This window comes from Bradyrhizobium sp. UNPA324 (genome assembly GCF_006658635.1).
Lineage (GTDB): Bacteria > Pseudomonadota > Alphaproteobacteria > Rhizobiales > Xanthobacteraceae > Bradyrhizobium > Bradyrhizobium nanningense.
In genome coordinates this window covers 5,019,930-5,037,749 of record NZ_LFJD01000004.1, presented here as the reverse complement: position 1 = coordinate 5,037,749, position 17,820 = coordinate 5,019,930, and the positions used below count along the sequence as shown (strand labels likewise).

Below are 17,820 nucleotides of genomic sequence, written 5' to 3'. Positions count from 1 at the left end.
CATGAGCGATTTCCGCGATATCCAGCACGGCGTCAACGATCCCGTCGATGGCGTCGACGTGAAGTACCACTTCAACGACAACAGGACGCCGCACGAGCGCGCGCAGCGCCATGCCGACGTGCGTGCCGACGCCACGGCCGCCCCCGCCGAGCCGTTCCTGCCCGAGCGGCTTCGACGCAAACCGACCGACCCGATCAATCCGCGCACCGGACGAAATCCCGCGGATTAGTCGTTAGGAACCACGGCCCCTGCGGCGTGTTGATCGGCGCAACATGGCGCGGCAAGCGGCCGCGCGTCCAATTGGAGGGACTAGACATGAAACGTGCCGTCATCGCCCTTGCTTGCGTGCTCTTCGCAGGCCCCGCACTCGCCCAGTCGCTGGGCGAGAAGACCGGCGTCAATTCGGCGCTCGGCGTCGCGCCTGCGACCGCCGACTTCGTCAAGGAGGTCGCGATCAGCGACATGTTCGAGATCGAGTCGAGCAAGCTCGCCGAGCAGAAGGGTAACGCGCAGGAGAAGAGCTTCGCGCAGCAGATGGTGACCGACCACACCAAGACCAGCACCGAACTCAAAGGCCTGGTCGGCGACAAGAAGGTTGATGCGACGCTTCCGACGGCGCTCGACAGCTCGCACCAGAGCAAGCTCGACAAGCTCAAGAGCGCCACGGGCAAGGACTTCAGCTCGGACTACAATTCCTATCAGGTCAGCGCCCATGAGGATGCCGTGTCGCTGTTCGAACGCTACGCCAAGGGTGGCGACAATTCCGCGCTGAAGGATTGGGCCGGCAAGACTCTGCCGGCGCTCAAGCACCATCTCGACATGGCCAAGGAGCTCGGCAAGGCGCCGAGCGTCGGCCAGTCCAAATAACGGGGTCGCTGAGGAGGCCGCCGCTCGGCGTCCTCCTCGTCCCGCAACGACGCCGACCAACGGGAGATATGCGAGGCGGCACGTCACCGGAACATTCATTGTCATACAGAATTTACAAGACAGCCACGAAAGATATCTCGCCAGACCGATGGCACTCGTGAAAGTAAAACCCACTCGGATCGATCAGGCGCTCGCAAGCGAAATCGCGCACGACACCAATTCAGGCATCGAGCAAGCCGCCCAGACTTTGACTTGGGCTGCGGACGAGCACGTGCTGCTCGCGCTCGCTGCGGCTGGATGGCTTTATGCCCAGATCCGGCGACCCGAAGCGCGCCCAGCAGCAAATCACGTGTTGGCGGTCTCCTTGGCGACTGCGGTGCTGCCGCACCTGCTGAAGTCCCTGTTTGACCAGACAAGGCCCGACCGACTGACGGTGCGCGGTCATGCACACGGCGTTCCCATTTCGGGGCGGTCCCGCGATGCGTTCCCTTCCGGCCATGCCTTGCACATGGGCGCGCTGGCCTCGGCGGCCGGGCTGCTGAACCCCGTCCCACGCCGGCTGGTGCGCTCGCTCGCCGTGGCTCTGTCATTGACGCGCGTCGTCGTGCTTGCCCACTGGGCCAGCGACGTGGTGGCGGGCTTCACCCTCGGCATCGTCATCGAGCGACTGTTGAGGCCGTTCACGCTCGCAAAGCTACGGCAGCAGCGGCCTGCTGCCTCGCGGGTGCGGTCATGACGGAATATCTCCTGCGCTTCATCGCGGGCGGGGTCATCGTCTCCGCCTTCGCGATCCTGGGAGACATGCTCAAACCGAAGAGTTTTGCCGGGCTGCTCGGCGCGGCGCCGTCGGTCGCGCTGGCCACTCTCAGCATTGCCGTCGTCCAGCACGGCCCAAAATATGCCGTCGCCGAAAGCTGGACGATGATCTATGGTGCCATTGCGCTCGCCTGCTACAGCGTCGCCGTCTGCCAGCTCCTGATGAGATTTCATCTCAGCGCGCTACCAGCCACCATCGCCGCTTTTGCCGTATGGCTCGTCGTCGCCTTCGGCCTGCTCGCGGGTTTCGGAGGCGCGGCCTGATGCCGATCAAGCTGTCTTCGTCGGCGCTCAAACAGACCCGATGGTACGAGTATGGCGTTCGCTTTGTGCTCGGCGGGCTGGCAACGGTCCTCACGGGGATCTTGAGTTCACGTTTCGGCGTCTCCGTCGGCGGGCTCTTCCTCGCGCTCCCTGCCATCTTCTGCGCCAGCGCAACGCTGATCGAAAGTCATGAGCGCCGCGCCAAGGAAAAGGCCGGCCTCAGTGGGAGCAGGCGCGGACAGCAGGCCGCAGCGCTCGATGCTGCGGGCGCTGGCCTTGGAAGCATCGGTCTTGCGGCATTCGCCATGGTCTTTTACGTCGTGGTTCCGACGACCACAATCGGCGCGTTCGTCGCCGCCATTCTGGTGTGGGCGGCCGTGTCGGTCTTGGCGTGGTGGCTGAGACGAAAGCTTCGCATCACCCGTACGCTGCAGACCGGGCGCATCGCGCGATCAGCGAAGGGCCGCGGCATCTTCCCGTAGCATCAGAAAGCCATACATCTCGGCAGCCGTCTGAAGCTGATCGATGCGCGCAAGAACGACGTTGCGCTGATGGCCGTCCGGCAAACCCGAGAGCTCGTGCTCGAGCCGCAGCTTCTGCGCCTCGAGACGCTGTTCGAACGTATGTGGCTCAGATCGTCTTCGCATCTTCCGTCCTCGGTGGCTGCAGCTCCGGGCTGTTGGCCCAGCGCTCGACTTGTTCCATGACCTTCTGGTGGCTTGGCCGCACCGGCTTGGAAGCTTCGGGCTCTTCGGAAAGCTTACGGGGCAACCTGACTTCGTCGGTCATGACTTCTCTCCCTTTCCAGGAGAATGCGCTCAGGCGAAAGTCGTTCATAATAACGCATTGATTTTATTGCATATTCATACTCATTTGGGGGCTTCCTCGCCTCTTATGGAACTACCGCCAAATTGGCTCGTTGAGTAAACTACTCAACCTACTCAATTTGCGTGATCACCATGAACGAGCTTCGCGCCGACCGCCTCCAGGTCATGCTCTCGCCGGAAGAGTTGGCCGCCGTTGACAATTTCCGGTTCAAACATCGCATGCCGACGAGAGCAGCGGCGGTCCGCGAGCTCCTCAAGTTCGGACTGGCTGCCGCAGGCGTCTACGCAGCCGCCGGTGTGAAGTCGAGCAGCTTCGGCGTGTTCGGCCGCGGACCTCAGGGACATACTCAGGCAGATTCCGAGGGCGGTACCGAGGACTGAGCCCGGAGGCCTTCCACGAGCGAACGGCCCCGGCACGGTGGGTGCCGGGGCCGTCCTTGGAGATTGCTTCCGGCGCACCGGGGGCATGACAACCGGAAGCAACCTGTCGACTCCACGCGCGGGGATTCGTTCCTCGTGCGAAACCTGCCGTTTCGTCTAAAGCGCGATGAGTTTAGAGGAATCGTCATCGCGCTTTGGGTTATTGTTTGAGCATGATCTTTTCGGAAAACCGCTGCGCACTTTTCCGGATCATGCTTTAGCCGCTCGGCGCGTCGCCGGAATCGTCCGGCGTCATGCCGGACCCCGGCGTCTTGCTATTGTCGTTCAGCTTGGGATCGCGCGTCGCCTCTCGCGACGGCGAGCCCTTCGAATTCGGCTTTTGCGGATCAGTCTTGTGCACGGACTGCGCGCGCTGCTTGTCGCGCGGCTGCTGCTCCGCCCGCTTGTCCCTGACGATGCCGTGGTCGGAATGGGCCATGATGTGCCTTCGCCTCTTCTGATGTCTCGAAGCGCTTACGCATAGTGGCGCCGAATGTTCCGGCGCGGTGTTAGCTGTGCGTTGCGTGGACCGCGGCCGATGCATTCTCCAGATGCACCTGACGCACCGTCGTCACCGTCGCAAATGCGACCGAGACGCCAAAGGCGAGAACGAATGAAAGCAGAGCCAGACGTGGAGCCATCGCAAAACCTCCTTCTGGAATGAAAACCGACGCGATTGACGATTTCCCGATCATCCTGGATTGGTCGCTTGCATTCCGTGAGCGGTCTCACACGCGGATTCACGAAACCGAGAGCGTTCACGCGTCCCGCTGGTGAGGGAAACGACCCGCAATGGGCGGAATCTCGCCATCCAGCCAATCCTGCTCGTGGGCGAGCGCCGTCCAGGCGTCCGCCATGCGCGAATAGCGCTTGTGGGCGGGTTGTCCTTCGGCGCGCTCGGCGAGCTGAAGGCAATTGTCGGCGTTGTCCCTGAAGATGTCAGACTGTTTCATGAGAAAGACGTGGGGACGGAACTCCCGGGTCGCAATGCCCTTACCGCATCGTAACGTCAGGGGAACTTCGCCCGCCATCCGCAGTTGATCGCGATGCGAGTTCTCGTCGCCATCATTCTGGCATTGATCAGCACCGTTGCGCTTGCCGACAGCAATGGCGAACGAAAGCTTGGCGACCGCCCGCCGGGCGCAACCGAAGTCATCAGCGGCCTATATAATTTCAGCCGCTTTCAGCAGGGCCTGCTGGAGAGCACCGATCTGAAGGGCAACGCCGAGGTCAGGAACCTCGCCGCCTTGCGCGCCGAGGAAGCGGCCAAACGCGACAAGGCGCTGAAGCAGATTCAGGAGGCGATCGGCGCGGAGCCCCGCGTCGGCAAGACGACGTCCGTCGGCGCCAGCCTGATCGAGCCCGAAACTTCGGACGGACCGACTTACGTCCGAAGCTTCTATGCCTCGCAGATTCCCGAATATGAATCGGCCATCCAGCTGCTCGAAAGCTACCTGAAGGCGCCCGACAACACTGCGCTCGCAGCCTTCGCGCGCGAGCAGCTCCCGCTGCTGCGCGCGCAGGTCAAGGATGCCGAGCGGACCATGGCGGACAAGTAGCCTCCTTACTTGTCGTTCGGATGATGTTGCTGGCTCTGCGGCCGCACGGTGCGGTCGCTCTCCGGCATCTTGTCCCGGCCCGCATCGCCATTGTCGTCCTTGCCGCCCGACGTCGAGGTACCGCTCCCGCTCGGGTTGGACCGGGTCGCCGCCCCCGTGGTCGGTGGATCCGCCTGCGGGCTGGCGGAGCTGGCGGCGGGATCGCCAGTCACCGCCCCGCGGCCGCTGGGCGCACCGCCCTGCGCCAAGGCCGACCCGGCAAATAGCATGACGACGATCGCGACAAGTGCTGATTTCATATCCGTTCTCCTCATTTGCGGGCTAACCGCGAGGCTTGGCGCTCCGTTCCGGGGCAGGCGTGGATAGACCAACGGAGACGTCCGGGATGGCCGGCGTCATTCTTTTGGGCCCGCAGGGAACCAATCCGGCGGATCGCTGTTGTTTTCGTTGGGCTGAGCAAGACAGGTTCCATTTCCTCGCGTCGCAACCTTGGCGCTTGATTTCGAATTTGGCTGACGCTCTATTTTGACCAATCGCGTCTTGCCTGGATTCGGCCGACGCCTGCGGGGGAAAAATCGTATGAGCGACCTCGATCCCGGAACTGCATCACGCTCCGGTCGTCGCGTCCCAAAGCCAAAAACCAACGGTCTGTCGGATCCGGATTCTCGGGCCGAATTGCTGCAGGCCCTGCAGGCCATGCGCAGCGGCGATTTCTCGGTGCGCATGAGCGGCGACTATCTCGGCATCGACGGCAAGATCGCCGATACTTTAAATGAAATCATCGCCGCCAATCAGCGCATGGCGCAGCAGCTCGAGCTGGTCGGCCAGGTGGTCGGCCGCGAAGGCAAGACCCGGCAGCGCGTGAAGTTCGGCCTCGCCTCGGGCTCCTGGGCCGATATGGAAGGTTCGGTCAACACGCTGATCGACGATTTGTTGTGGCCGACGCGCGAGGTGACGCGCGCTGTCGCCGCCGTCGCCCAGGGCGACCTGCTCCAGACCGTCAAGCTCGACGTCGACGGCCGTCCGCTCCGCGGTGAGTTCTTGCAGTCGGCGACCATCGTCAACACCATGATCAAGCAGCTCGGCGTGTTCACCTCCGAGGTGACGCGCGTGGCGCGCGAGGTCGGCACCGAAGGTAAGCTCGGCGGACAGGCCCAGGTGCCTGAGGTGACCGGCGTCTGGAAGGACCTCACCGAGAGCGTCAACTCGATGGCGAACAACCTGACCAACCAGGTTCGCAACATCGCCGAGGTGACGATCGCGGTGGCGAACGGCGACCTCTCCAAGAAGATCACGGTCGACGTCCGCGGCGAGATCCTCCAGCTCAAAGAAGCCATCAACACGATGGTGGATCAGCTCCGCTCGTTCGCCTCGGAAGTGACGCGCGTGGCGCGCGAGGTCGGCACCGACGGCAAGCTCGGCGGCCAGGCCATCGTGCCCGGCGTCGCCGGCACCTGGAAGGACCTGACCGACTCCGTCAACGCGATGTGCGGCAACCTGACCGCGCAGGTCCGCAACATCGCCAACGTCACCACCGCCGTGGCGCGCGGCGACCTGTCGCGCAAGATCACGGTGGACGTGCGCGGCGAAATCCTGGAGCTGAAGGACACCATCAACACCATGGTGGACCAGCTCAACTCCTTTGCCTCGGAAGTGACGCGCGTGGCGCGCGAGGTCGGCACCGAGGGCAAGCTCGGCGGACAGGCCCAGGTGCCCGGTGTGGCCGGCACCTGGAAGGACCTCACCGACAACGTCAACTTCATGGCCTCGAACCTGACCGCGCAGGTCCGCAACATCGCCGACGTCGCAACCGCCATCGCGAGCGGCGATCTGTCGAAGAAGATCACGGTGAACGTCTCGGGCGAAATCCTTCAGCTGAAGGAGACGCTCAACACCATGGTCGATCAGCTCAACGCCTTCGCCGGCGAAGTCACGCGCGTCGCCCGCGAAGTCGGCACCGAAGGCCGGCTCGGCGGACAGGCCAACGTGCTCGGCGTCGCCGGCACCTGGAAGGACCTCACCGAGAGCGTCAACTCGATGGCGTCGAACCTGACCGCCCAGGTCCGCAACATCGCCGAGGTGACGACCGCTGTCGCCGGCGGCGACTTGTCGAAGAAGATCACGGTGGACGTGCGCGGCGAGATCCTGGAGCTGAAGGACACCATCAACACCATGGTGGACCAGCTCAACGCCTTCGCCGGCGAGGTCACGCGCGTCGCGCGCGAGGTCGGCACCGAAGGCAAGCTCGGCGGACAGGCGGTCGTGCGCGGCGTCGGCGGAACCTGGAAGGATCTCACCGACAGCGTCAACTCGATGGCCTCGAACCTGACCGGCCAGGTCCGCAACATCGCCGAGGTCGCGACCGCGGTCGCCAAGGGCGATTTGTCGAAGAAGATCACGGTGAACGTGTCGGGTGAAATCCTTCAGCTGAAGGAAACGCTGAACACGATGGTCGACCAGCTCAACGCCTTCGCCGGCGAAGTGACGCGCGTCGCCCGCGAGGTCGGCACCGACGGCAAGCTCGGCGGTCAGGCCGGCGTGCCCGGCGTCGCCGGCACCTGGAAGGACTTGACCGACTCCGTGAACTCGATGGCGGGCAACCTCACCGCCCAGGTCCGCAACATCGCCGAAGTCGCGACCGCGATCGCGGGCGGCGACTTGTCGCGCAAGATCACCGTGGACGTGCGCGGCGAGATCCTTCAGCTCAAGGACACGCTGAACACGATGGTCGACCAGCTCAACCGCTTCGCGGGCGAGGTGACGCGCGTCGCGCGCGAGGTCGGCACCGAGGGCCGCCTCGGCGGTCAGGCCAACGTGCCCGGCGTCGCCGGCACCTGGAAGGACCTCACCGACAGCGTGAACTCGATGGCGGGCAACCTCACCGCCCAGGTCCGCAACATCGCCGAAGTGACCACCGCCGTGGCGCGCGGCGACTTGTCGCGCAAGATCACCGTCGACGTGAAGGGCGAAATCCTCGAGCTCAAGAATACCATCAACACCATGGTGGACCAGCTCAACGGCTTTGCCGGCGAAGTCACGCGCGTGGCGCGCGAGGTCGGCACCGAAGGCAAGCTCGGCGGCCAGGCCGAGGTGCCCGGCGTCGCCGGCACCTGGAAGGACCTCACCGACAACGTCAACTTCATGGCCTCGAACCTCACCGCCCAGGTCCGCAACATCGCCGAAGTCGCGACCGCAATCGCCGGCGGCGACCTGTCGAAGAAGATCACGGTGGACGTGCGCGGCGAGATCCTGCTGCTCAAGGACACCTTGAACACCATGGTCGAGCAGCTCCGCTCCTTCGCCGCCGAAGTGACGCGCGTCGCGCGCGAGGTCGGCACCGAGGGCCGGCTCGGCGGTCAGGCCGTCGTCCCCGGCGTCGGCGGCACCTGGAAGGACCTCACCGACAACGTCAACCTCTTGGCCGCGAACCTCACCACCCAGGTCCGCAACATCGCCGAAGTGACCACGGCGGTGGCGCGCGGCGACCTCTCCCGCAAGATCACCGTCGACGTGAAGGGCGAAATCCTCGAGCTCAAGAACACCATCAACACCATGGTGGACCAGCTCAACGCCTTCGCCGGCGAAGTCACGCGCGTGGCGCGCGAGGTCGGCACCGAAGGCAAGCTCGGCGGCCAGGCCCAGGTGCCCGGCGTCGCCGGCACCTGGAAGGACCTCACCGACACCGTGAACTTCATGGCGGCCAACCTGACCGAGCAGGTGCGCGGCATCGTCAAGGTCGTCACGGCCGTCGCCAATGGCGATCTGAAGCAGAATCTCACCGTTAAATCGAAGGGCGAGGTCGCCGCCCTCGCCGACACCATCAACAACATGACCGAGACACTGGCAACCTTCGCCGACCAGGTGACGTCGGTGGCGCGCGAAGTCGGCGTCGAAGGCCGGCTCGGCGGTCAGGCCAACGTGCCGGGCGCCGCCGGCACCTGGAAGGATCTCACCGGTAACGTCAACCTGCTCGCCGCCAACCTCACCTCGCAGGTCCGCGCGATCGCCGAGGTCGCGACCGCCGTCACCAAGGGCGACCTGACGCGATCGATTCAGGTCGACGCCCGCGGCGAGGTGGCCGAGCTGAAAGACAACATCAACACGATGATCACGAATCTCCGTCTGACGACGGACGTGAACACCGAGCAGGACTGGCTGAAGACCAATCTGGCGAAATTCACCAACATGCTTCAGGGCCAGCGCGATCTCGCCACCGTCGGCCGGCTGCTGCTCACCGAGCTGTCGCCGCTGGTCAACGCGCATACCGGCGTGATCTACCAGGTCGAGAGCGAGGACAACCCGCAGCTTCTGCTGCTGGCTTCCTACGCCAGCGACGGCGTCTATCCGTATCCGCGCGTGCTGCAGTTCGGCGAAGGCCTGATCGGCCAGTGCGCGCTCGACAAGCGGCCGCGCGTCGTCGGCGACATTCCGTCCGACGTGGTGCCGATCAACTCGGCGCTGTTCCGCGTCGCGCCGAAGAACCTCGTCGTGCTGCCGGTGCTGTTCGAGGGTCAGGTCAAGGCCGTGATCGAGCTCGCCTCGCTCGTCTCCTTCACGACCTCGCAGATGACGTTCCTGGAGCAGCTCACCGACTCCATCGGCATCGTGCTCAATTCGATCGAGGCGACGATGCAGACCGAAGGCCTGCTCAAGCAGTCGCAGCAGCTCGCCGGCGAGCTCCAGACCCAGCAGCGCGAATTGCAGCAGACCAACGACCAGCTCGAGCAGAAGGCGCAGCAGCTCGCCGAGCGCAACGTCGAGGTCGAACGCAAGAACCAGGAGATCGAGCAGGCCCGCCGCGCCTTGGAAGAAAAGGCGACCGAGCTCGCGCTGACCTCTAAGTACAAGTCCGAGTTCCTCGCCAACATGAGCCACGAGCTGCGCACGCCGCTGAACTCGATCCTGATCCTCGGACAGCAGCTCACCGACAATCCGGACGGCAACCTCTCGGCCAAGCAGGTCGAATTCGCCCGCACCATCCACGGTGCCGGCACGGACCTGCTCAATCTCATCAGCGACATTCTGGATCTGTCCAAGATCGAATCCGGCACGGTGACGGTCGACGCCGAGGAAATCCTGACCGCGAACCTGCTCGAGACCGTCGGGCGGCCGTTCCGGCACGAGGCGGACAACCGCAATCTGTCGTTCAAGATCGACGTCGATCCGACCCTTCCACGCAGCATCGTCACCGACTCCAAGCGTCTGCAGCAGGTCCTGAAGAACCTGCTCTCCAACGCTTTCAAGTTCACCGCCGAAGGCGAGGTGCGCCTGAAGGTCACCGCCGCGGTCGGCGGCTGGGGAACGGATCACCCGGTGCTGAACTCCGCACCGGCCGTGATCGCGTTCGAAGTGTCCGATACCGGCATCGGCATTCCCCTGGAGAAGCAGAAGCTGATCTTCGAGGCGTTCCAGCAAGCCGACGCCGGCACCAGCCGCAAATACGGCGGCACCGGCCTCGGACTTGCGATCAGCCGCGAGCTCGCTAGCCTGCTCGGCGGCGAGATTCATCTGCGCAGTTCGCCCGGCAAGGGCTCGTCCTTCACGCTTTATCTGCCGCTCAAATATTCCGGCCCGACGCTCGCGCCGCGCGCGACGCCCGCGTCACAGCAACACAGCCAGCCGCCGGCGCTGCAGACGGCCGCACCTGAGCAGCAGCGTGTCATCGAGCAGCTTCCCGACGACCGGCTCAACCTCGAGCCCGGTGACACCATCCTCCTGATCGTCGAGGACGATCCGCACTACGCCCGCGTGCTGGTCGACCTGGCCCGCGACAAGGGTTTCAAGGTGCTTGTCGCCGCCCGCGGCGCGGAGGCGCTCGAGCTCGCCAAGCAATACCAGCCGAGAGCCGTCTCGCTCGACGTGTTCCTGCCTGACATGCTCGGCTGGACCGTGCTGAGCCAGCTCAAGCACAATCCGCTGACCCGCCACATCCCCGTGCAGATCATCACGCTGGACGAGGATCGCCAGCATGCGCTGGCGCGTGGGGCGTTCTCCTTCGTCAACAAGCCGACCACCACCGAAGGCGTTTCCGCCGCGCTGACGCAGATCAAGGAATATGCACGGCCGCGGCGCAAGCGGCTCTTGATCGTCGAGGACAACGAGGCTGAGCAGCTCTCGATCCGCGAGCTGCTGCATCACGACGATATCGAGATCGTGACGACGGACACCGGCGCCGGTGCGCTCTCGACGCTGCGTGAGACCCCCTGCGACTGCGTGGTGCTCGACCTCCGCCTGCCCGATATGAGCGGCTTCGAGGTGCTGGACCAGATCCGCAACGACGAGGCGCTGTCGAACGTTCCGGTGGTCGTCTTCACCGGCCGCGAGCTTTCGGCGGAGGAGGACGCGGAACTCCACACCATGGCACGCAGCATCGTTGTCAAAGGCGTGGAATCGCCGGAACGGCTGCTCGACGAGACCGCACTGTTCCTGCACCGCGTGATCACCGAACTTCCGGTCGAGAAGCAGCGCATGCTGGAGAAGCTGAACAGCTCCGACGAGGACCTGATCGGCAAGACCGCCCTGCTCGTCGACGACGACGCCCGCAACATCTTCGCGCTGTCGAGCGTGCTGGAACGGCGCGGCATGAAAGTGCTGACGGCCACGACCGGCAGCGAGGCGGTGGCGCTGGTCGAATCCAATCCGGAAATCGCCATCGTCCTGATGGACATCATGATGCCGCAGATGGATGGCTATCAGACCATCGGTGTCATTCGCGAAAACCCGGCTTTCGCCCGCCTTCCGATCATCGCGCTGACCGCCAAGGCGATGAAGGGTGACCGCGAGAAGTGTCTGGAGGCCGGCGCGTCCGACTATCTCGCCAAGCCCGTCAACACCGATCAATTGCTGCTTGCGATCCGCATGTGGCTGCACCGCTGAGTTGGATCCGCGTATGGACCACGAAAAGGTCAACATCCTCCTCGTCGACGACCAGCCGGCCAAGCTGCTCGCCTATGAGGTGATCTTGAAGGAGCTCGGTGAGAACCTCGTGATCGCCTCGTCGGGGCGCGAGGCGCTGGAGGTCCTGCTCAAGACCGAGATCGCGGTGATCCTGGTCGACGTCTGCATGCCCGAGCTCGACGGCTTCGAGCTCGCCGCGATGATCCGCGAGCATCCACGCTTCCAGAAGACCGCGATGATCTTCATCTCCGCCATCCAGGTCAGCGACATCGACCGATTGCGCGGCTACGAGATGGGCGCGGTCGATTACGTACCGGTCCCGGTCGTGCCCGAGGTGCTGCGCGCCAAGATCAAGGTGTTTGCCGAGCTCTACCGCAAGACCCGCGAGCTCGAACGGCTGAACCAGGAGCTCGAGGACCGCGTCCGCGCCCGCACGGCGGAACTGGAGAACTCCACGGCGAAGCTGCGCGAGAGCGAACAACGGCGCAGCATGGCTATCGCGGCCGGCAAGATGGGATCCTGGGACTGGGACTGGATCAGCGGCGACTGGATGTGGGACGAAGGGCAATATCGCATCTTTGGCGTCAGCCCCGAGAGCTTCGAGGTCAACCCGGCCAACGTTCAGGCGCTGCTGCATCCCGATGACGTCGATCAGTTGCGCAAGGCGATCGCCGAGTTCAACAGGGGCACGCGGGCCTACGAGACCGAGTTCCGCATCATGCGCCCCGACGGAGAAGTGCGCTGGTGCGTCGGCACGGCGGCGGCGACGGTGGACGATAGCGGTCGCGTCGTGCGCGTGAGCGGCGTCACCGTGGACATCACCGAACGCAAGCGCGCCGAGGAACGGCAGAATCTGCTGGCGCGGGAAGTGGATCATCGCGCCAAGAATGCGCTGGCGCTGGCGCAGTCGATCGTGCGTCTCACCCGGGCCGACGAGGTCAAGGCCTATGTCAACGCCGTCGAGGGACGCATCAATGCGCTCGCGCGCGTGCACACCATCCTGTCGCTGTCGAGCTGGCAGGGTGCCGAGCTCTCCAGGCTGATCGACGAGGAGCTGGCGCCCTATTCGCTCGGCGGCCAGATCATCTTGGCAGGTCCGGAGGTCCAGTTGCTGCCGGCGACGGCCCAGACGCTGGCGCTCGCCCTGCACGAGCTCTTCACGAACTCGGCCAAGTACGGCGCCCTCTCGACCAGGTCTGGACGGCTCACGATCGGCTGGCAGGTCGAGGACCAATTGTTGACGCTGAGCTGGGATGAATCCGGCGGTCCGCTCGTCATGACTCCGAAATCGCGCGGGTTCGGCACGCGGAGCCTGCTTGCGAGCGTCGAGTCCCAGCTCGGCGGACAAGCGCGGTTCGATTGGCGAGCCGAAGGCCTGTTGTGCCGCCTGGAGGTGCCGTTGACACGCAAGACGGTGGCGACGACCGCATCCGCCAAGTTCGAGGACGCCAGCTCCGCCGAATTGCAGCGCGCATCCGGTTAGAGCGTTTTCCGGCGAAAGGACGAGCCGTTCACTTCGAGAGAATGCGTCAAGGCGAGACGCGAGAGCTTCCGTTCCGATTCTGACGGAGCGAAAAAACCATTAGCCGGACGCCGCACTCGTCATGCGTCGCGCCGTCCGCGGTTCGCGCGCGACCCGCCCCTCGAGCCAGGCTTCCGTCTGGGCGAGATCGCGTAGCGCCCTGGCATAGCGGCGCGCGGCGCTTCGCTCCGCGCCGCGCGGCAGCTTGCGCGCCTTGCGAAGAATGTCCGCAGCCGCGTTGCGATAGGCCAGCGAGCGGTAAAGAAAGACAACCTTACCCATATCGATGTTCCCGTTTTGCTGGCGCCTATCCTCGCAAGCCCGGCATGAACGTCCGATGAAGCCAGCGATGACAATTCCTTCATTCATATGGAACCAGCGGATTATCGCCCGCGTTTGCATGTCAGATCGGGATACAGTTCCCATGCGCGCAAAAAAGTCGTCGGACCTGATCTCTGCGACCGGCCTCATCAAGCTGATGACGCATACCATGATGGGCGCAGCCCTCGGCCTCGCCTTCAGTCTCGCGCTGATCCTGTGCAATCCCGCCGTCGCCAGCTTGCTCAATCACGGCGGGAGCCAGGCCGCGATCGTCTTCGCTCTCACATTGGTGACGACGTTCGCCATCGGCGCGACACTCACCGGCGTGGTGTTCATCTTGGCCGAAGACAAGCGGTCTTGAAACGGGCGCCATGCGTGACGGCGAACCTTTGTTGGGAACTCCTGCGCTCCAGGGCGGTTGGCTGCCTGCGTCAATTTAACCCAGGGAGTTCCCTCGCATGACAACGACCAAGCTCGTTCTCACCGCAATGGTGGCCGCCGGCCTCGCCGCCGCGCCGCTCGCCGCACAGGCCAAGTCGCACAAGGCGAAACATGGGTCTTCGATGTCGTCGTCGCAGACCACCGGCGCCAACACCAAGGCGTCCAAGGGCGCCGATCCCTCCGGCCAGGGCGGTTCGGGTCCCGGATCAGACCAGGGCGGCACCATGACGAACAAGACCAGCAAGGGCATGAGCAACACCAAGTGAGCTCAGGCCGGCACGCCATCAAAAGCCCCGCGGCGACGCGGGGCCTTCTTCTTGATGCTCGATCGGCGACCGAGCGTCACATCGTCGGGCGTCAGCTCATTGCGGCCGGCGCGTTTCAAGGTTGAGCCCGCGGCCCGCAGCATTCGTCTTCACGAGATGCTCGAGCTGCGCCCGCTTGCGTCCGATCAGAAGTTGGGCCGCAGCATCATCGAGACCTGCGCGCTGCAATTGCCGGATGGCAGAGCCCAGTTCGAGAATCTCGGCGCGTAACCTCAAGATCCGGTAAGTGTCCGGGTCCCCATCCACGGCGCCCCCCTTAGAGATTTCAGCGCCGTGTGCCCGTGCGGCCGGGAATACCAACTGTCTTCACGAGACGAAGGCGCACCCTGTCGCGCCCGTCAGGCAGGACATCGCCGCCGCCGGCAGCCTTCCATTCGCCGATCAGCAAGTTGATCTTTCGGCGCAGATCCATCTGCGCCAGGGCCTGTTCGGTGCAATCGCGATCGCCGTTGATGCGATCGCGCACGGAAGCCTCGACGTCGGCCATCTCCAGCCTCAAGGCACTGATTTTACGTCGAATTTCATTAATTCGGTTGTCCATAGCTTGTTAGAACAAAATAAGAACATATAGTCAAGCCACGATTTCAGGATGGAGAAGCCAGATGCAGGTTCAAGGTAAGTACAACGCCCGGATCTTTCTCGCCGAGCAGATGACCCGGGCACAAGGGCTGCGGCTGAAACGACTGAGCGAAGAGGCCTATCAGCCCGCACAATATGCGCGCGATCTGTCCTTCACCGAGGCCGCGCGGCGCATCCAGGTGCTGGAAGCGGAGATCGAGCTGGCGAACTCTTTCTAGGCTTTCGCCTGGAAGGCCGTTCGCTGTTTCGGAACCATGCCCGTGTCGAATGGTTCTCCTCGGCCAAGGGAGAACATGCATGGCACGTAAGGCAAAGAAGCGCCGCTACTCACGCAGCTCTGGCAGCGATGTCGAAAGCGAGATGCGCCGCTACAAGAAGGGCACGGCCAAGAGCGGTCGCAAAGGCCGCGGCGGACGCGTGAAGAGTCGCAAGCAGGCGATCGCGATCGGGCTGTCGAAGGCGCGCAAGAAGGGCAAGAAGGTCCCGAAGAAGGCCAGCAAGAAGACGTCCAAGAAGAGGACGACGAAGAAGAAAACAGCCAAGAAATCGAAGCGCAAATCCAGCAAGCGTTGACGCTGACCTGTCTCAGATCATGCTGCCCGGCATGAAGCAGCGGATCGAGACCCCGAAGGCCGTCTTCACCGGCCACACCATGGTGCGGCCGGCGCGGTTCGGCTCGGTGATGACGGCTTCATCCGGGACTTCGACCCATTCCCCGTCCAGACGCACGCGATAATGTCCGTTGTGGGATTCCCAGTCGGGATCAGCGACGGCAAAACCATCGGCGTCCGAGCAGCACGGACCGAGATGGCTGCGCAGGCTGTCGAACCACGGCTTGAGGGGCGAGTCCGCATAGCGGCCGTCATCCCGCCCGAGCGCGCTGCCACCCCAAAGCAGCAACGGCGCCGCAAGCAGCGCCCCCCTCAGCGAGAGCTTCAATCGATCCATGTCGGCACCGATCAAATGCGAACCACCGGCCAGTTCCACAAAGCGGCTAGGGGGTTCGAAGTTCCACGCTTGCAACTCAGTCTGGACGGCGTCATTGCCGCGCCAGACTTGCACGATCCGGAACTGTGATGAGCGAACACGGCTTTTTCGGACGAACCGGGTCACCATCTCTGCCGTTAACGAGAATGTTATCGAGTGGCCCTCGCAGATCCCAAGGGCGAACGGAAAAGGCGGCCCGGGGGCCGCCTTTTTGATTTTGGCTGATAGATGTTCGCCTCAGGCGAGCGGCACCGCGACGAACCTCGTCGCCTCGGCGCTTCTGACCTGCAACAGCACGCTGCGCTTGCCGGACGATTTGGCATGCGCCAGCTCCGAGCGGACGTCGCCGACATTGGCGACGGCCTTGCCGCCGACATTGAGGATGACGTCGCCGGTCTGGATGCCGCGCTGCGCCGCAGGTCCTTGCGGATCGACTTCGGTGACGACAACGCCCTTCTGGCCAGCGCCCTGGACGTCGCCGGCCCGAGCCAGGCCAAGCCCGAGACGCGGCGCGCCGGCGCTCGGCTGCCCTCTGCCCTCGTCGGCGCCGCCATTAGCTTTGGCCTGCCGCTCGTTCGGCAACTCGCCGAGTGCAAGCGTCAACGTCTTGGTCGTGCCGTTGTGGAAGACGTCGAGCTTCACCGAGCTGCCCGGCGCCAGGGTGGCGATGGTACGGGCGAGGTCGCGGGAGTCCTTGATCGCGGTGCCGTTGACGGCGGTGATGACGTCACCCGCCTCGATGCCAGCCTTCGCCGCCGGGCTGCCATCCTGCGGATTGTCGACGATGGCGCCACGCGCCTCCTTCAGGCCGAGGCTGTCGGCAATCTCCGACGTCACCGGCTGCACCTGCACGCCGAGCCAGCCGCGGGTCACCGCGCCTTTGTCCTTCAGCTGCGCGACGACGAGTTTTGCGGTCGAAGCCGGAATGTCGAAGCCGATGCCGACCGAGCCGCCGGAGGGCGAGAAGATCGCGGTGTTCACGCCGATCACGTTGCCGCTCATGTCGAAGGCCGGGCCCCCGGAATTACCCTTGTTGATGGGCGCGTCGATCTGGATGAAGTCGTCATAGGGACCGTTGCCGATGTCGCGGCCACTGGCCGAGACGATGCCGGCGGTCACGGTGCCGCCGAGACCGAAGGGATTGCCGACCGCGACCACCCAGTCGCCGATCCGCGGTTTCTGGTCGGAGAATTTGACGAACGGAAAGTCCGTCTTGCCGTCGACCTTGATCAGCGCGAGATCGGTCTTCGGATCGATGCCGACGACCTTCGCGGTGTAGCTCGTGCCGTCGTCCATCGTCACCTGCACCGACGCAGCGTGGTCGACGACGTGGTTGTTGGTCACGGCGTAGCCGTCGGCGGAGATGAAGAAGCCGGAGCCTTCGCCCGTGATCATCTGATGGCGCTGGCGCGGCATGCCATTCGGGCCGCCGGGGAAGCGGAAGCCGAACTGCCGCGAGAACTGGTCGAACGGCGTCGCCTCGTCCTGGTCCATCCGGTTCTGTTGCAGCATGGCGCTCTTGTCGTTGTCCTGCTCGATCCTGACCCGCACCGAGATGACGGCCGGCTTGACCTTGCCGACAAGATCACCGAAGCCCGGCGGCGTCGCGGCGGATTCGGCGGCCTGGGCTGGCGCGATGAAGGAGCTCGTACCGAAATTTGAAGAGCCGGGAGAAGCCGCCAGCACGGCCACGCCGAGCGCGGCCACGGTGCCGAGCAGCGCGAGCCGGCGTGGCTTCAAGATCTTGCGGGACGTCGTGGTGTCGGAATTGGCGCGATCGTTCATGTCGAAATGTCCATGTTGGATAAGGTGTCGCCTTGCACCCAACATGGACATCGTCACCTTACGACGTCCCGTCCGTCCGATTAAATCTTGGCAAACAACATGCGAGCGGACACAAGCGGGAAGATCGTCCCCGCGCATTTGATGCAGCTCAACGCAGGTCTTGCGGGCAGTGAAAAACTGCGGCCACCGGATGATATTCATCGGAGGCG

24 protein-coding genes are annotated in these 17,820 nt (G+C 64.2%); 13 read left to right on the top strand and 11 right to left on the bottom strand.

From position 1 onward, the window contains the following. Position 1 precedes the first annotated feature (1 nt). From UNPA324_RS24160 to UNPA324_RS24140, 5 genes are all read left to right on the top strand, one after another. Positions 2–229, top strand: coding sequence for a hypothetical protein (locus tag UNPA324_RS24160; protein WP_128916748.1), 228 nt, complete (start codon positions 2–4; stop codon positions 227–229). Positions 230–315: 86 nt separating this feature from the next. Then, positions 316–867 (top strand): DUF4142 domain-containing protein, encoded by a 552-nt coding sequence (locus tag UNPA324_RS24155; RefSeq protein WP_141936280.1) that lies wholly within the window; start codon positions 316–318, stop codon positions 865–867. Between the two features lie 148 nt (positions 868–1,015). Beyond that, positions 1,016–1,603 carry a phosphatase PAP2 family protein gene (locus UNPA324_RS24150; RefSeq protein WP_128916746.1) on the top strand — a complete coding sequence of 196 codons (588 nt, stop codon included), beginning with the start codon at positions 1,016–1,018 and terminating at the stop codon, positions 1,601–1,603. Beyond that, positions 1,600–1,947 carry a DUF3147 family protein gene (locus tag UNPA324_RS24145; protein WP_141936278.1) on the top strand — a complete coding sequence of 116 codons (348 nt, stop codon included), beginning with the start codon at positions 1,600–1,602 and terminating at the stop codon, positions 1,945–1,947. The genes UNPA324_RS24150 and UNPA324_RS24145 overlap by 4 nt, the downstream gene beginning before the upstream one ends. Then, the gene (locus UNPA324_RS24140; protein WP_128916744.1) at positions 1,947–2,429 is read left to right on the top strand and encodes a DUF3147 family protein; all 483 of its coding nucleotides are present in this window, start codon (positions 1,947–1,949) and stop codon (positions 2,427–2,429) included. Before UNPA324_RS24145 ends, UNPA324_RS24140 begins: the two co-directional genes overlap by 1 nt. Here the strand turns inward: UNPA324_RS24140 and UNPA324_RS24135 are convergent. Both UNPA324_RS24135 and UNPA324_RS35285 read right to left on the bottom strand, forming a co-directional pair. Next, the gene (locus UNPA324_RS24135) at positions 2,400–2,594 is read right to left on the bottom strand and encodes a hypothetical protein (protein WP_128916743.1); all 195 of its coding nucleotides are present in this window, start codon (positions 2,592–2,594) and stop codon (positions 2,400–2,402) included. The two genes, UNPA324_RS24140 and UNPA324_RS24135, sit on opposite strands and share 30 nt — an antisense overlap. Then, positions 2,578–2,736 (bottom strand): hypothetical protein, encoded by a 159-nt coding sequence (locus UNPA324_RS35285; RefSeq protein WP_164935902.1) that lies wholly within the window; start codon positions 2,734–2,736, stop codon positions 2,578–2,580. The genes UNPA324_RS24135 and UNPA324_RS35285 overlap by 17 nt, the downstream gene beginning before the upstream one ends. A gap of 170 nt (positions 2,737–2,906) precedes the next feature. Here UNPA324_RS35285 and UNPA324_RS24130 point away from each other — a divergent pair, with 170 nt between their 5' ends. Next, positions 2,907–3,155 carry a hypothetical protein gene (locus UNPA324_RS24130; protein WP_141936277.1) on the top strand — a complete coding sequence of 83 codons (249 nt, stop codon included), beginning with the start codon at positions 2,907–2,909 and terminating at the stop codon, positions 3,153–3,155. 256 nt (positions 3,156–3,411) lie between these two features. On the opposite strand, the gene UNPA324_RS24125 is transcribed toward UNPA324_RS24130, so the two are convergent. From UNPA324_RS24125 to UNPA324_RS24120, 3 genes are all read right to left on the bottom strand, one after another. Continuing rightward, positions 3,412–3,633 carry a hypothetical protein gene (locus UNPA324_RS24125; RefSeq protein ID WP_128916742.1) on the bottom strand — a complete coding sequence of 74 codons (222 nt, stop codon included), beginning with the start codon at positions 3,631–3,633 and terminating at the stop codon, positions 3,412–3,414. A 70-nt stretch (positions 3,634–3,703) separates the two neighbouring features. After that, entirely contained in the window at positions 3,704–3,835 is a 132-nt protein-coding gene (locus tag UNPA324_RS35980) for a hypothetical protein (RefSeq protein WP_283810264.1), read from the bottom strand. Between the two features lie 117 nt (positions 3,836–3,952). Beyond that, positions 3,953–4,147 (bottom strand): hypothetical protein, encoded by a 195-nt coding sequence (locus UNPA324_RS24120; protein ID WP_128916741.1) that lies wholly within the window; start codon positions 4,145–4,147, stop codon positions 3,953–3,955. Between the two features lie 93 nt (positions 4,148–4,240). On the opposite strand from UNPA324_RS24120, the gene UNPA324_RS24115 reads away from it, so the two are divergent. Beyond that, the gene (locus UNPA324_RS24115; protein WP_128916740.1) at positions 4,241–4,753 is read left to right on the top strand and encodes a DUF4142 domain-containing protein; all 513 of its coding nucleotides are present in this window, start codon (positions 4,241–4,243) and stop codon (positions 4,751–4,753) included. Positions 4,754–4,758: 5 nt separating this feature from the next. Here the strand turns inward: UNPA324_RS24115 and UNPA324_RS35280 are convergent, their stop codons facing one another. Further along, positions 4,759–5,052, bottom strand: a complete 294-nt coding sequence (locus UNPA324_RS35280; protein WP_164935900.1) for a hypothetical protein — start codon at positions 5,050–5,052, stop codon at positions 4,759–4,761. 280 nt (positions 5,053–5,332) lie between these two features. Between UNPA324_RS35280 and UNPA324_RS24105 the strand changes: the two genes are divergently transcribed. Both UNPA324_RS24105 and UNPA324_RS24100 read left to right on the top strand, forming a co-directional pair. Continuing rightward, positions 5,333–11,629: a HAMP domain-containing protein gene (locus UNPA324_RS24105; protein WP_128916738.1), complete on the top strand. Its 6,297-nt coding sequence runs from the start codon at positions 5,333–5,335 to the stop codon at positions 11,627–11,629. Between the two features lie 13 nt (positions 11,630–11,642). Further along, the gene (locus tag UNPA324_RS24100; RefSeq protein WP_128916737.1) at positions 11,643–13,133 is read left to right on the top strand and encodes an HWE histidine kinase domain-containing protein; all 1,491 of its coding nucleotides are present in this window, start codon (positions 11,643–11,645) and stop codon (positions 13,131–13,133) included. A 99-nt stretch (positions 13,134–13,232) separates the two neighbouring features. On the opposite strand, the gene UNPA324_RS24095 is transcribed toward UNPA324_RS24100, so the two are convergent. Continuing rightward, positions 13,233–13,454, bottom strand: a complete 222-nt coding sequence (locus UNPA324_RS24095) for a hypothetical protein (RefSeq protein WP_128916736.1) — start codon at positions 13,452–13,454, stop codon at positions 13,233–13,235. 142 nt (positions 13,455–13,596) lie between these two features. Here UNPA324_RS24095 and UNPA324_RS24090 point away from each other — a divergent pair, with 142 nt between their 5' ends. Further along, positions 13,597–13,854: a hypothetical protein gene (locus tag UNPA324_RS24090; RefSeq protein WP_141936272.1), complete on the top strand. Its 258-nt coding sequence runs from the start codon at positions 13,597–13,599 to the stop codon at positions 13,852–13,854. A gap of 97 nt (positions 13,855–13,951) precedes the next feature. Next, positions 13,952–14,200 carry a hypothetical protein gene (locus tag UNPA324_RS24085; protein ID WP_128916734.1) on the top strand — a complete coding sequence of 83 codons (249 nt, stop codon included), beginning with the start codon at positions 13,952–13,954 and terminating at the stop codon, positions 14,198–14,200. 96 nt (positions 14,201–14,296) lie between these two features. On the opposite strand, the gene UNPA324_RS35775 is transcribed toward UNPA324_RS24085, so the two are convergent. Both UNPA324_RS35775 and UNPA324_RS24075 read right to left on the bottom strand, forming a co-directional pair. Further along, on the bottom strand, positions 14,297–14,506 hold the full coding sequence (locus UNPA324_RS35775; protein ID WP_128916733.1) for a hypothetical protein: 210 nt from the start codon (positions 14,504–14,506) through the stop codon (positions 14,297–14,299). 19 nt (positions 14,507–14,525) lie between these two features. Further along, positions 14,526–14,747, bottom strand: coding sequence for a hypothetical protein (locus tag UNPA324_RS24075; protein ID WP_141936270.1), 222 nt, complete (start codon positions 14,745–14,747; stop codon positions 14,526–14,528). Between the two features lie 115 nt (positions 14,748–14,862). On the opposite strand from UNPA324_RS24075, the gene UNPA324_RS24070 reads away from it, so the two are divergent. Beyond that, a complete protein-coding gene (locus UNPA324_RS24070) occupies positions 14,863–15,057 on the top strand; it encodes a DUF3072 domain-containing protein (protein ID WP_128916732.1) in 195 nt (64 codons plus the stop codon). 79 nt (positions 15,058–15,136) lie between these two features. Beyond that, complete coding sequence (locus UNPA324_RS24065) at positions 15,137–15,412, top strand: DUF6496 domain-containing protein (protein WP_128916731.1); 276 nt, start codon at positions 15,137–15,139, stop codon at positions 15,410–15,412. 12 nt (positions 15,413–15,424) lie between these two features. Here UNPA324_RS24065 and UNPA324_RS24060 read toward each other — a convergent pair whose 3' ends face one another. Both UNPA324_RS24060 and UNPA324_RS24055 read right to left on the bottom strand, forming a co-directional pair. After that, complete coding sequence (locus UNPA324_RS24060) at positions 15,425–15,787, bottom strand: hypothetical protein (protein WP_128917156.1); 363 nt, start codon at positions 15,785–15,787, stop codon at positions 15,425–15,427. Between the two features lie 276 nt (positions 15,788–16,063). Further along, positions 16,064–17,611, bottom strand: coding sequence for a Do family serine endopeptidase (locus UNPA324_RS24055; protein ID WP_181769497.1), 1,548 nt, complete (start codon positions 17,609–17,611; stop codon positions 16,064–16,066). Positions 17,612–17,820: the final 209 nt, after the last annotated feature.

Excerpts from the sequence above, each read along its gene's own strand:
- UNPA324_RS24160 (WP_128916748.1), top strand. The coding sequence starts at position 2 with ATGAGCGATTTCCGCGATATCCAGCACGGCGTCAACGATCCCGTCGAT.
- UNPA324_RS24155 (WP_141936280.1), top strand. The coding sequence starts at position 316 with ATGAAACGTGCCGTCATCGCCCTTGCTTGCGTGCTCTTCGCAGGCCCC.
- UNPA324_RS24150 (WP_128916746.1), top strand. The coding sequence starts at position 1,016 with ATGGCACTCGTGAAAGTAAAACCCACTCGGATCGATCAGGCGCTCGCA.
- UNPA324_RS24145 (WP_141936278.1), top strand. The coding sequence starts at position 1,600 with ATGACGGAATATCTCCTGCGCTTCATCGCGGGCGGGGTCATCGTCTCC.
- UNPA324_RS24140 (WP_128916744.1), top strand. The coding sequence starts at position 1,947 with ATGCCGATCAAGCTGTCTTCGTCGGCGCTCAAACAGACCCGATGGTAC.
- UNPA324_RS24135 (WP_128916743.1), bottom strand. The coding sequence starts at position 2,594 with ATGCGAAGACGATCTGAGCCACATACGTTCGAACAGCGTCTCGAGGCG.
- UNPA324_RS35285 (WP_164935902.1), bottom strand. The coding sequence starts at position 2,736 with ATGACCGACGAAGTCAGGTTGCCCCGTAAGCTTTCCGAAGAGCCCGAA.
- UNPA324_RS24130 (WP_141936277.1), top strand. The coding sequence starts at position 2,907 with ATGAACGAGCTTCGCGCCGACCGCCTCCAGGTCATGCTCTCGCCGGAA.
- UNPA324_RS24125 (WP_128916742.1), bottom strand. The coding sequence starts at position 3,633 with ATGGCCCATTCCGACCACGGCATCGTCAGGGACAAGCGGGCGGAGCAG.
- UNPA324_RS35980 (WP_283810264.1), bottom strand. The coding sequence starts at position 3,835 with ATGGCTCCACGTCTGGCTCTGCTTTCATTCGTTCTCGCCTTTGGCGTC.
- UNPA324_RS24120 (WP_128916741.1), bottom strand. The coding sequence starts at position 4,147 with ATGAAACAGTCTGACATCTTCAGGGACAACGCCGACAATTGCCTTCAG.
- UNPA324_RS24115 (WP_128916740.1), top strand. The coding sequence starts at position 4,241 with ATGCGAGTTCTCGTCGCCATCATTCTGGCATTGATCAGCACCGTTGCG.
- UNPA324_RS35280 (WP_164935900.1), bottom strand. The coding sequence starts at position 5,052 with ATGAAATCAGCACTTGTCGCGATCGTCGTCATGCTATTTGCCGGGTCG.
- UNPA324_RS24105 (WP_128916738.1), top strand. The coding sequence starts at position 5,333 with ATGAGCGACCTCGATCCCGGAACTGCATCACGCTCCGGTCGTCGCGTC.
- UNPA324_RS24100 (WP_128916737.1), top strand. The coding sequence starts at position 11,643 with ATGGACCACGAAAAGGTCAACATCCTCCTCGTCGACGACCAGCCGGCC.
- UNPA324_RS24095 (WP_128916736.1), bottom strand. The coding sequence starts at position 13,454 with ATGGGTAAGGTTGTCTTTCTTTACCGCTCGCTGGCCTATCGCAACGCG.
- UNPA324_RS24090 (WP_141936272.1), top strand. The coding sequence starts at position 13,597 with ATGCGCGCAAAAAAGTCGTCGGACCTGATCTCTGCGACCGGCCTCATC.
- UNPA324_RS24085 (WP_128916734.1), top strand. The coding sequence starts at position 13,952 with ATGACAACGACCAAGCTCGTTCTCACCGCAATGGTGGCCGCCGGCCTC.
- UNPA324_RS24075 (WP_141936270.1), bottom strand. The coding sequence starts at position 14,747 with ATGGCCGACGTCGAGGCTTCCGTGCGCGATCGCATCAACGGCGATCGC.
- UNPA324_RS24070 (WP_128916732.1), top strand. The coding sequence starts at position 14,863 with ATGCAGGTTCAAGGTAAGTACAACGCCCGGATCTTTCTCGCCGAGCAG.
- UNPA324_RS24065 (WP_128916731.1), top strand. The coding sequence starts at position 15,137 with ATGGCACGTAAGGCAAAGAAGCGCCGCTACTCACGCAGCTCTGGCAGC.
- UNPA324_RS24060 (WP_128917156.1), bottom strand. The coding sequence starts at position 15,787 with ATGGATCGATTGAAGCTCTCGCTGAGGGGGGCGCTGCTTGCGGCGCCG.
- UNPA324_RS24055 (WP_181769497.1), bottom strand. The coding sequence starts at position 17,611 with ATGAACGATCGCGCCAATTCCGACACCACGACGTCCCGCAAGATCTTG.